Origin of the sequence: Shewanella bicestrii (assembly GCF_002216875.1) — a bacterium.
GTDB classification, from domain to species: Bacteria; Pseudomonadota; Gammaproteobacteria; order Enterobacterales; family Shewanellaceae; genus Shewanella; species Shewanella seohaensis.
The window spans coordinates 1,264,530-1,275,967 of sequence record NZ_CP022358.1; the positions used below are offsets into that span (position 1 = coordinate 1,264,530).

The window sequence follows — 11,438 nt, forward strand, 5'->3', positions numbered from 1 at the left end:
AGGCTTGAATAATCCCGTTAGTGTACACACTTTCAATTGTGGTGGCTAACAAGTAACATAAGTCTCCTCATTTTATGATCATGGCCTTAGGAGTCCCCGCCGAGATGGCTGATTTAGACCAAGTATTAGCAGAAATTAGACGTGGTACCGATGAGATCCTACTCGAATCGGATCTGCTGGAAAAACTCAAAGAAGGACGTCCACTTCGTATCAAGTTAGGCGCTGATCCTACTGCACCGGATATCCATCTTGGACACACAGTAATTTTAAATAAATTAAGATTATTCCAAGAGTTAGGTCATGAAGTCATTTTCTTAATTGGTGACTTTACCGGTATGGTGGGTGATCCAAGTGGTAAAAACAGCACGCGTCCACCCCTCACTCGTGAGCAAGTATTAGCCAACGCCGAGACTTATAAAGAGCAGGTCTATAAAATTCTGGATCCTGCAAAAACCCGTATCGAGTTCAACTCGAGCTGGTTAGAGCCATTAGGTGCAGCTGGGATGATCCGTTTAGCCTCGCAGCAAACCGTTGCTCGTATGATGGAACGTGACGACTTTAAGAAGCGCTATGCTTCGGGTCAGTCGATCGCTATCCACGAATTTATGTATCCACTTTTACAGGGTTATGACTCAGTAGCCCTGAAGGCCGACGTTGAATTAGGCGGAACCGACCAAAAGTTCAACCTGTTGATGGGCCGTGAGTTACAAAAAGCCGAAGGCCAAAAACCACAAGCCGTGATCATGATGCCACTGCTTGAAGGTTTAGACGGCGTGAAGAAAATGTCTAAATCGGCGCACAACTACATTGGTGTGAGTGAGCCCGCCAATGAAATGTTTGGCAAGATCATGTCGATTTCTGACGAATTAATGTGGCGTTACTTTGAGCTGCTGTCATTCCGTCCTTTGGCCGAGATTGAACAGTTCAAACAAGATATCGCCAACGGTGCTAACCCGCGTGATACCAAGATTGCGCTCGCGAAGGAAATTATCGCGCGCTTCCACGACCAAGCGGCGGCCGAGAGTGCCCATCAAGCCTTTATCGACCGTTTCCAAAAGGGCGCTATCCCAGATGATATCCCTGAGGTTGAATTAGCGGCGGGTGAAGGCTTAGCGATTGCTAACTTACTTAAAGATGCCGACTTAGTGGGGTCGACTTCCGATGCGATGCGTATGATCAAGCAAGGCGCGGTGAAGATGGACGGTGAGAAGGTTGACGATAGCCGTATGACCTTAAGCGCTGGCACGGTTGCCGTATTCCAAGTCGGTAAGCGTAAGTTCGCGAAAGTGACTCTGGTTTAAGCTGAATCGGATGTCACCATGTGACTACAGCCAGTGAGTGCTTAGAAGGTTAATAAGTACTTACCAAGCAGTAAAAAGAGCGCCTAAGGGCGCTCTTTTTATATCTGCATTTTATCTCGATAGCTTAAGAGACTGTGCTTAAGGTGCAGTGCTTAAGGTGCTGTGCTGGCCTCATGCTCGCCGATATTACATCTGTCGGTACCGAAATGCTGACCATCGCGACACTTCCACGCCAGTTGGGCGGAATCCACTTGCCAGCGTTGGGCACTTTTCTTAAGCGACAAAATTAACAGCATTTGTGGGTGCTGCTGCGACAACTCGCTCACTTGATAGGTAAATATTCCATCCTTGGTGGGCTGAGTACGAACAAGGGTAAATTTTTTACCCGCATATTGGCTACTGATGGCGCTGGGATCTTCGCTCCAAGCTTGATGTTGCTCCTGGGCGGCCCGCAGTTGCTGGTTGAAATGGCTTACGGGTTGCACCGCGTAGGACACAATAATCGGCTGCTGCGCCTGTGCGTGGGGCGCGAGCATTAGGCCATTCAGGGCGAGTAGGGCAATCAGTCCAAACAACTTCATACAAACCTCATTGAAACGAAACGACCCGTGGGCATAGGATGCCGCACCTCAGTCGTATTGACTCATTGCAGGTTTCGACTCGTTTTGAGGGCTCAAGTTTCAATAAAAGCTAAATTTTGTGACTACTGCATCGCTAATTGGTCTGACATGGTCTGGTAATCAATCAGATCCACATGCTCTGTGACCCTGTGATTACGCATATCGAGCTTAAGGCTAGTGACTCCAGGAATGGCGACATCAATAATTTTTCCGGGTTTACCAAACTGCTCGCCGGGCCCTTTAAAGTGATAGTTACCAATCATCACCACGAGGGAGCCTGCGTTATACATATGCTCGATATTGAAATCATATTCGAGCACCCCTTCGTGGGCGCGCTCAAAGAAGTCGATAATAAACCGCCCACCCGTGTATTTACGATTAGCGGTTTTATCGAAGAAGACGGTATCACGGTTATAGAATTTGCCGAGTGTTTGATAGTCGTGTTCGGTTAGCGCGTTCATGTATTTTACGGCTAACTGCTGTTCTGCTGGCATTTCCCCTGAGTTAGCGTGTACAGACGCAGGAAACAAGGCCGGAACCCAAATAAGACAGACTAAAAGACACAATATTCGCAAACTATTCCCTCTTGGTTTTGAGATCAAAGGCGGGTAAAGATAAATGCCATTTGATGGCGCATAGGCGAATGATTAAGGCACTGGTCATGGCTAAAAATAGCGCCGTTTTTTCGCCCATCCCGTAGGCAAGGCTTACGGTATAACCTATGCCGCCAATAATCGACGCTGTGGCATAGATTTCTGTGCGTAACACCATAGGGATTTGTCTGCACAGTAAGTCTCGAATAATGCCTCCTCCAACGCCCGTGATCAAGCCCATCACGACGGCAATCATGCCACTGAGTCCCATATTGAGGGCTTTTTCGGCACCAATCACAGTGAACAGGGCCAAACCTAAGGCATCGGCGACCGGCAGCGTATATTGCGGCATCTTGCGGGGGCGGCGCACCAACAGCAAACAAGCTAGGACTGTGGCGAGTATGACAATGATGTAGTTAGGGTCGCGGATCCAAAACACTGGCGTCGCGCCTATCAGCGCATCGCGAATACTGCCACCGCCGACCGCAGTCACCGAGGCCAGCACGATAACGCCAAAGGGATCCATACGGTGACGACCTGCGGCTAAAGCGCCGGAAAGGGCAAATACCGCTGTGCCACATAAATCGAAGAAGTAAATCCAGTGGCTCATTTACTCATCTCTTTGATGTGGATGTTTAGCGCGTCCACAGAGATACGAATTTCTATCACAGACAAAATCAGTGAATAGAGCAGCAGTAGCAAGCTGGCACCGAAGATCACCGAGCCCGTCTTATTAAAACCGATATAGATAAAAATCATACAGAGCACACACAGGGCAAAGCTGGATACGCCAGCCTCCTGCATGCGGCGAATAATCCGGATCCGTTGGCTTAAGTTTTTAATCTGATCCTTATGCACGGGTTTATCACCGTTACTGAGCTGACGTATCAGTGCTGCCAATGCAAAGAAACGGTTGGTATAGGCCAGTAATAGCAGTGAGATTGCCGGAAATAGCAAGGCGGGAGTTGTTAATGAAACATGCATGTTTTCGAACAAGATAGTCAGCCTTTAACCCAATGTTAAGATTAAAGGCATCATATCACAGGGTTTGTAGCCAGCGTAAACCCGCCCAAATGATAGGAAGTAAGGTAATAAAGCTAAACCAGATAGCACAGGCACGCGATGTGAGTTTTACCGCGGGGGCAATCATTTCTTGGTGTGGCTGTGGCCCATGGGCAATCTTAGCCACATCAATACGCTGTCCTGAAAACTTCTGTGGTCCACCCAATTCAATGCGTAAAATATTTGCCACTAAGGACACGCTCATCACATAACCCCGCAGGGCAGGATGATTTTTAGAGGTGCGAAACAGCATTGCTAAGGCCTTGGGGCCGCCCTGAATCGCAATCGACAGGCTCCATAACCAAGCAGGGATAGCCAGCAGCGCCGTAGAAATAACGTGTACCGAACTGCAAAAGTGTTGGTACTTAGGTTGAATGGGCGGCCAACTGAGTTCGAGCTGTTTAATCATTCTGACCGCCAGCACCATAGGGGCGCCTGCGATCGCAAAGAAGAAGATGGTCGATGCTGTGCCGTAAATCGGCGCGGTAGCGAGCTTTTCTATCGTGGCCTTGGTTAAACCGACTTCCGACAGACTATCCGTATCACGGACAATCCACGGCTGTAATAGCTTTTTTGCGCTGGCATTATCCTCGCGCTTCAATGCTTTAGCTATTTCGTCGGCGACTTGGCTAAAGCCTGCATCCGTCAAACACAGATACAGAACTAAAAACTCAAAGAACCAAGGGAAGGCGGCAAGTTCGAGTAAAAAAGTGATAATCGCCCAGAAGGGAAACACCAGCAGCAACATGGCTAAAAAGCCAGCGGTCGCCTGTTGACTGGGCGCGCGCCCGGGGCGATTGACTTTGGCGGCGAGCTGTTTGGCTAAGTGACTAAACCAAATCAGTGGCTGCATTTCCCTCGGCAATGGCGCTAAACGCGCCAACAGTAAAGCAAAGAAAAGTACCAAGAAGCCCTCAAACAAAGCGCCATCAATTTCGACAAGTTGTTGATAAAAAGAACTGTGCATCAGGTACTTTCCGCAATCATGCTTTAGTCAATTACTTTACTGAGTTTGGATCTAATTGCTCAAGCAGCAACATCACCATTAGTGCCGAATGGTAACCTGCCTTCACAATGTAAGAATCAAAATCGACCGGTGAGTCGTTGTTGGCGTTATCAGAGAGCGAGCGGATCACCACGAATGGCACGCCAAACTGGTGACACACTTGGGCAATTGCCGCGCCTTCCATCTCACAGGCTGCCATGGTTGGGAAGTGTTCCAACATGGTCTTGGTGCGAACAGGGTCGCAAATAAAGCTATCGCCAGTACAGATTAAGCCTTCAATCGCTTTCACTTCGCCTAATTGTGCGATGGCCTTATTAGCCGCTTCGACTAAGTATGGCGCCGGAATAAAGGCTGCGGGTTGCTGCGCCATTTGGCCAATTTCGTAACCAAATGCGGTGACATCCACATCGTGGTGGCGCACTTCGGATGAAATCACGATATCGCCAATCGACAGTGAATCGACAAAACCACCCGCAGAACCTGTGTTGATTACCGCATCGGGGGCGTATTTCTCAATCAGCAGCGTGGTGGCAATACTAGCGGCGACTTTACCAATACCAGAGCGCGTCACTACAACGTCTTTGCCCGCTAAGGTGCCAGCGATAAATTCAATACCTGCAATCGTTTGCGAAGAGGCGTTTGTCATAGCCGCAATAAGATGGGCAACTTCTGGCTCCATTGCGCCAATAATACCAATTTTCATGGGAGACCCTTTTGATTCAACTGAATGTGTGATGCCACTAAAAGAGTGGGATAACAGAATGGCGGCTAATATACCATAGTTATGCTTTATCGTTATTGTGGGATTGCGATTGCTTGATTGGGGTGGGATAAAACGCGCGGAAGGTAAAAAAATGCGCACCCTAAGGTGCGCCAAAATTCACAAGCAAATGGTGGACTCGTGGGTACGAGTCCGAGACTCACAGGTACAGCGGTACAACAAAAAACAATTAATCTAAGTAGTTAAGAATACCTTGCGCGGCATCACGTCCTTCGGCAATTGCGGTCACAACCAGATCCGAGCCACGGACCATATCGCCGCCAGCAAATACCTTTGGATTGGTGGTTTGGAATGGGTTATCGGCCTGTTTACTGGCTTTTACTCGGCCCCATTGGTCGAGTTCAATGCCGTAATCGGCAAACCAAGGCGCAGGGCTAGGTTGGAAACCGAAGGCGATAATTACCGCATCTGCGTCGAGTAACTGCTCGCTGCCTTCAATTGCTTCAGCACGTTGACGGCCACTCGCATCGGCTTTACCCATTTGGGTTTCAACGCATTCCACACCCACCACTATACCGTCCTGGGTTTTAATCGCCACGGGTTGACGGTTAAACAGGAAGTTCACTCCCTCTTCACGGGCGTTTTGTACTTCGCGGCGTGAACCTGGCATGTTGGCTTCATCACGGCGATAGGCACAAATTACACTGCTGGCACCTTGGCGCACGGCGGTGCGAACACAGTCCATGGCTGTATCACCACCACCTAAGACCACCACGCGTTTACCGGCAAGATTCAGGTAAGGCGTATCTGGATTACTGCTGCCCATCAGGTGATGGGTATTGCCAATCAAGTAGGGCAGGGCTTGGTACACGCCTTGGGCATCTTCGCCCTCAAGGCCCGCTTTCATGGCGGTGTAGGTTCCCATACCGAGGAAGACGGCATCGTATTCCTCAAGCAGTTGGTTAAAGGCGACGTCCTTACCCACAGTGACGCCCAGTTTGAACTCGATGCCCATGCCTTCTAACACTGTGCGGCGAGTCGCCATCACGGCTTTATCCAGTTTAAAGGCGGGAATACCGTAGGTCAGCAGGCCACCAATCTGGGGATACTTATCAAATACCACAGCCTTAACCCCATTACGGGCAAGAATATCGGCGCAGCCTAAACCCGCAGGGCCTGCGCCCACAATCGCGACCTTTTCCTTGCGTGGCGTGACCTTGCTCATATCCGGACGCCAGCCTTGGGCGATGGCGGTATCAGTAATATATTTCTCCACATTACCGATAGTCACGGCGCCAAAGTCGGCGTTTAGGGTACAAGCCCCTTCACAGAGTCTGTCCTGTGGACAGACGCGGCCACAGATCTCGGGCAGGGTATTGGTCTCATGGACTAAATCAGCCGCCTCCATGATCCGCCCCTGCTGTGCCAGCTTCAGCCAGTTGGGAATATAGTTGTGCAGCGGGCATTTCCACTCACAATAAGGGTTGCCGCAATCGAGGCAACGGTCCGCCTGTTCAGTCACCTGAGCTTGAGCAAAGGGCTGATAAATCTCAATAAACTGAGTCGAACGCTTTGCTGCAGGGTGTTTAGTTGGGTCTTTACGACCCACTTCAATAAATTGAAAATCGTTACTCATCTGCTATTACCCCGCTTTAACTGCTAGTTCCGGGCTCGATTGCTCTAATTTGAGCAGATCTGCAACGGCGATATTTTTCGGTTTCACTAAAACAAAGCAATCTAACCAGTTGGCAAAGTCGCTTAAGATCATCTTCGCGTGCTCACTGCCGGTTTCGGCCACATGCTCTTCAATCAAGCCTTTCAAATGCTGTTGATGAATAGGCGACTCGAGTTTTTGGGTATCGACAAGCTCGTTATTCACGCGGCGGTTAAAGCGGCCAAATTGGTCGAACACATAGGCGAAGCCGCCCGTCATCCCTGCGCCGAAGTTCACCCCGGTTTTGCCGAGCACAACTACAATGCCGCTGGTCATGTATTCACAGCCGTTATCGCCTAAGCCTTCAACTACGGCAATGGCGCCCGAGTTACGTACCGCGAAGCGTTCACCCGCTTGACCCGCTGCGAAGAAGCGTCCGCCAGTCGCGCCATACAGACAAGTGTTACCGACAATCGCGCTGCGCTCGCTCTGGAATGGACTCCCTAGCGGTGGATAAATCACAATCTTGCCGCCTGACATGCCTTTACCGACGTAGTCGTTGGCATCACCGCAGAGCTTGAGTTCAAGGCCTGGGCTATTCCATACCCCAAAGCTTTGGCCGGCACTGCCATTAAAGCTGAGTTTAATCGGGGCCTTAGTGCCTTTAACCCCAAGGGTAGTCGCGATATAGCCCGACAGGCGTGCGCCCACTGAGCGGTCAGTGTTGTTGATACTGTAAGCGGCATCGAAACACTCGCCCTTATCGACCGCACTCTGGCACTCGTTGAGCAGATGTTGATTGAGTAAGCCTAAATCCGCTGGTGGATTGGTTTCCTGCCAAGTGCGCGAGGTGCTGGCTCTGACCTTTGGCTGATACAGGATCGGCGCTAAATCGAGTCCACGTTGTTTATCGGTCTGGCCTTCCAAGGTATGTAGCCACTCACTGCGGCCCACTAAGTCTTCGAACTTGCTGACCCCTAGCGTTGCCATCCACTGGCGTACTTCCTCGGCGACAAACTCAAAGTAAGTCATCACTCGCTCTGGTAAGCCGTGGTAGTGGTTATCGCGCAGTTTCTTGTCCTGAGTTGCGACACCAGTAGCGCAGTTGTTCAGGTGGCAAATACGCAGGTACTTACAACCTAAGGCAATCATAGGCACAGTCCCGAAGCCAAAGCTCTCGGCGCCGAGTAAGGCTGCCTTGATGACGTCGGTTCCGGTTTTTAGGCCGCCATCGACCTGCAAGCGGATCTTATGGCGTAGGCCATTTTCCACCAGAGATTGATGCACTTCGGCAAGGCCGAGTTCCCATGGGCTGCCGGCGTATTTCACCGAAGTGATAGGGCTTGCGCCCGTGCCACCATCGTAGCCAGAAATAGTGATCATATCTGCGTAGGCTTTTGCTACACCTGTGGCGATAGTACCGACACCTGGCTCAGACACTAACTTCACGGAGATCAGTGCCTTGGTATTGATTTGTTTTAAATCGAAAATCAGCTGGGCTAAGTCTTCGATAGAGTAAATATCATGGTGCGGTGGTGGTGAAATCAAGGTTACACCTGGGCGCGCGTGGCGCAGTCCTGCAATTTCCACACTCACCTTATGGCCTGGCAGTTGTCCGCCTTCACCGGGTTTTGCGCCCTGTGCGACTTTAATCTGCAACACATCGGCATTGACTAGGTAATGGGCGGTTACGCCAAAACGTGCCGACGCAATTTGTTTAATCGCCGAGTTACGCTCGGTATTAAAGCGGCGAGCATCCTCACCACCTTCGCCCGAGTTAGAGCGGCCGCCTAAGCGATTCATGGCGATGGCTAATGCCTCATGGGCCTCGGGGCTTAGGGCGCCGATACTCATGGCCGCACTGTCAAAGCGCGGGAACAAGTGGCTGGCAGCCTCGACCTTATCCAGTTCAATTGCGGCTTGGTCAGCTCTAATGCCAATCAAATCCCTTAGGGTAGCAACTGGGCGGTTATCGACTAATTCGGCAAACTTCTTGTAGGTCGCAAAATTCTTGTCGATTAATGACGCCTGCAGCGTGTTGACCACATCTGGGTTGAAGCAGTGGTACTCACCGCCATCAACGTATTTGAGTAGACCGCCTTGTGGCAGTGGCACATGGGCGCGGTAAGCGGCTTTATGCAGCAGCGCTTGATCTTGAGCGATATCCTCAAAGCTGGCGCCTTCGATGCGGCTCACCACTCCTTTAAAGCAGAGTTCAATTACATCGCTGGCAATACCAATGGCCTCAAACTGTTGGCTACAACGGTAGGAGCCGACGGTACTGATCCCCATCTTCGACATGATCTTACGTAGACCTTTCTCGATGCCGTAGCGGAAGTTCAGCATCAGCGCCGTGGTGTCGGTCAGTTGATGGCGTTTCGCTAGATCTGAGATTGATTCATACACTAGATACGGATAAATCGCCGTGGCACCAAAGCCGAGCAGCACCGCAAAGTGGTGCGGATCCCGCGCCGATGCGGTCTCAACAATGATGTTGGTATCGCAGCGTAGGCTCTTGCTGACCAGCATTTGTTGTACTGCGCCGACTGCCATGGCCGCTGGGATTACCTGCGCCGATTTATCAATCGCACGGTCGGATAAAATCAGCAGCGTAGTGCCACTGCGGGCTAAACGCTCGGCTTCCGAGGTGATGCGGCGAATCGCCTGTTCTAAGCCTTCTTTCGGATCGTAGTTTAAATCGACGATATTGGCGCGATAGTAAGTGCTATCTAATCCAAGTAATTGATTGAAATCACTGAATAATAATATCGGTGAGTTGAACATCACTCGATAGGCATGGCCAGTAGTTTCGTTGAAGAGGTTTTGTTCGCGGCCAATACAGGTCGCCAGAGACATCACGTGCTTTTCACGCAATGGATCGATAGGCGGGTTAGTGACTTGAGCGAATTTTTGCCTGAAATAGTCATAGAGCGAGCGTGACTTTTTCGACAATACGGCCATTGGCGTATCATCGCCCATGGAGCCTGTCGCTTCTTCGCCTTGTTTTGCCAGCACCCAAATCACTTGTTCAAGCTCTTCGCGGGTGTAACCAAATTGCTTTTGGTATTGCAGCAGTTGCTCAGGGCTTAATTCGCTGGCGCCATGTTGCTCCGTTGCTAACTGCTCGGCAGGGACCAGAGTACGACTGTTTTTGGCCATCCACTCTTTATAGGGGTGGCGACGCTTAAGATCGTTATCGATTTCGAATGACTGGTACAGACGGCCATTGAGTGTATCTAACACTAATAGCTCACCCGGGCCGACGCGGCCTTTTTCAATCACTTCATCGGCGGCGTAGTCCCAAATGCCCACTTCGGAGGCGAGGGTTAAGATACGATCTTTGGTGATCACATAACGTGATGGACGCAGACCGTTACGATCCACCGCGCAAGCTGCGTGGCGACCGTTGGTCATTACGATACCCGCTGGGCCATCCCAAGGTTCCATATGCATGGAGTTAAAGTCATAGAAGGCTTTTAGCTCATCATCCATCTCTGGGTTACTCTGCCATGCTGGCGGAATAAGCAAACGCATGGCGCGGTATAGGTCCATACCGCCTGAGAGCAACATCTCGAGCATATTATCGAGCGATGAGGAGTCAGAACCCGTTTCATTCACAAAGGGCGCCGCCTGTTGTAAGTCGGGCAGTAGTGGTGAATTAAACTTGTAGGCACGGGCACGGGCCCATTGGCGGTTACCGGTAATAGTGTTGATCTCGCCGTTATGGGCAAGATATCTAAAGGGCTGAGCGAGTGGCCATTTAGGTGAAGTATTGGTTGAAAAGCGTTGATGGAATAAACAAATAGAGCTCTTCAAACGAATGTCAGCAAGGTCGGAATAGAATGCGGGTAAGTCGGCAGGCATCATCAAGCCTTTGTAGACTATGACTTGGCCTGAAAGACTCGCGACATAAAAGTCTTTATCGTCAGTAATTTGTTGCTCTAATCGGCGGCGAGCCATGTAGAGGCGACGCTCAAGATCTTTCTCACGCCAGCCAATCGGGGCGTTGATCAGTACTTGATAGATTTGCGGTAGGCTCGATTTACCAATTTCACCCAATACTTCAGGATTGACGGGGACTTTACGCCAGCCGGCAATGCTTAAGGTTTCACGCTCGAGCTCGCGTTCGAGAATAAACTTGGCTTGGTCGGCCAGTTCTTCATCTTGGCTTAAAAACAACATGCCCACGGCGAATTTGCGGCTCAGGTGCCAGTCATTTTCCGCGGCAATGGCTTCAAAGAATTGCAATGGTAGCTGCATTAATAAACCACAGCCGTCCCCAGTTCGACCGTCAGAGGCGATACCGCCACGGTGTTTCATGCGATCGAGGCCATGGATGGCGGTGCGCACGATACGATGGCTGGCTTCGCCATCCATTTGTGCAATCAAGCCAAACCCACAATTGTCCCGCTCAAAACTGGGATGATATAAGCTCATACAAAAACCTCCCTTGACCTCAACGAAATTACTACTCGGGAGAA

The 11,438-nt window shown here is 50.5% G+C and carries 9 protein-coding genes; 1 reads left to right on the forward strand and 8 read right to left on the reverse strand.

Annotated features, from left to right (window positions below):
- Positions 1-104 precede the first annotated feature (104 nt).
- A complete protein-coding gene (tyrS, locus tag CF168_RS05560) occupies positions 105-1,301 on the forward strand; it encodes a tyrosine--tRNA ligase (RefSeq protein WP_011626902.1) in 1,197 nt (398 codons plus the stop codon).
- A 152-nt stretch (positions 1,302-1,453) separates the two neighbouring features.
- On the opposite strand, the gene CF168_RS05565 is transcribed toward tyrS, so the two are convergent.
- The 8 genes from CF168_RS05565 to gltB form a co-directional block, all read right to left on the reverse strand.
- On the reverse strand, positions 1,454-1,882 hold the full coding sequence (locus CF168_RS05565) for a hypothetical protein (RefSeq protein WP_089067254.1): 429 nt from the start codon (positions 1,880-1,882) through the stop codon (positions 1,454-1,456).
- A 122-nt stretch (positions 1,883-2,004) separates the two neighbouring features.
- On the reverse strand, positions 2,005-2,496 hold the full coding sequence (locus tag CF168_RS05570; protein ID WP_086903126.1) for a nuclear transport factor 2 family protein: 492 nt from the start codon (positions 2,494-2,496) through the stop codon (positions 2,005-2,007).
- A 1-nt stretch (position 2,497) separates the two neighbouring features.
- Positions 2,498-3,124, reverse strand: a complete 627-nt coding sequence (locus tag CF168_RS05575) for a trimeric intracellular cation channel family protein (protein ID WP_086903127.1) — start codon at positions 3,122-3,124, stop codon at positions 2,498-2,500.
- Positions 3,121-3,498 carry a DUF2721 domain-containing protein gene (locus CF168_RS05580; protein WP_011623626.1) on the reverse strand — a complete coding sequence of 126 codons (378 nt, stop codon included), beginning with the start codon at positions 3,496-3,498 and terminating at the stop codon, positions 3,121-3,123. Before CF168_RS05580 ends, CF168_RS05575 begins: the two co-directional genes overlap by 4 nt.
- A gap of 55 nt (positions 3,499-3,553) precedes the next feature.
- Positions 3,554-4,543, reverse strand: a complete 990-nt coding sequence (locus CF168_RS05585) for a cobalamin biosynthesis protein CobD/CbiB (protein WP_089067255.1) — start codon at positions 4,541-4,543, stop codon at positions 3,554-3,556.
- A 31-nt stretch (positions 4,544-4,574) separates the two neighbouring features.
- The gene (locus tag CF168_RS05590; protein ID WP_037427597.1) at positions 4,575-5,285 is read right to left on the reverse strand and encodes a 5'-methylthioadenosine/adenosylhomocysteine nucleosidase; all 711 of its coding nucleotides are present in this window, start codon (positions 5,283-5,285) and stop codon (positions 4,575-4,577) included.
- A gap of 247 nt (positions 5,286-5,532) precedes the next feature.
- Positions 5,533-6,939, reverse strand: a complete 1,407-nt coding sequence (locus CF168_RS05595; protein WP_089067256.1) for an FAD-dependent oxidoreductase — start codon at positions 6,937-6,939, stop codon at positions 5,533-5,535.
- A gap of 6 nt (positions 6,940-6,945) precedes the next feature.
- Positions 6,946-11,394, reverse strand: a complete 4,449-nt coding sequence (gene gltB / locus CF168_RS05600) for a glutamate synthase large subunit (RefSeq protein WP_089067257.1) — start codon at positions 11,392-11,394, stop codon at positions 6,946-6,948.
- Positions 11,395-11,438 lie beyond the last annotated feature (44 nt).

Coding starts and splice junctions, on each gene's coding strand:
- tyrS (WP_011626902.1), top strand. CDS start 105: ATGGCTGATTTAGACCAAGTATTAGCAGAAATTAGACGTGGTACCGAT.
- CF168_RS05565 (WP_089067254.1), bottom strand. CDS start 1,882: ATGAAGTTGTTTGGACTGATTGCCCTACTCGCCCTGAATGGCCTAATG.
- CF168_RS05575 (WP_086903127.1), bottom strand. CDS start 3,124: ATGAGCCACTGGATTTACTTCTTCGATTTATGTGGCACAGCGGTATTT.
- CF168_RS05580 (WP_011623626.1), bottom strand. CDS start 3,498: ATGCATGTTTCATTAACAACTCCCGCCTTGCTATTTCCGGCAATCTCA.
- CF168_RS05585 (WP_089067255.1), bottom strand. CDS start 4,543: ATGCACAGTTCTTTTTATCAACAACTTGTCGAAATTGATGGCGCTTTG.
- CF168_RS05590 (WP_037427597.1), bottom strand. CDS start 5,285: ATGAAAATTGGTATTATTGGCGCAATGGAGCCAGAAGTTGCCCATCTT.
- CF168_RS05595 (WP_089067256.1), bottom strand. CDS start 6,939: ATGAGTAACGATTTTCAATTTATTGAAGTGGGTCGTAAAGACCCAACT.
- gltB (WP_089067257.1), bottom strand. CDS start 11,394: ATGAGCTTATATCATCCCAGTTTTGAGCGGGACAATTGTGGGTTTGGC.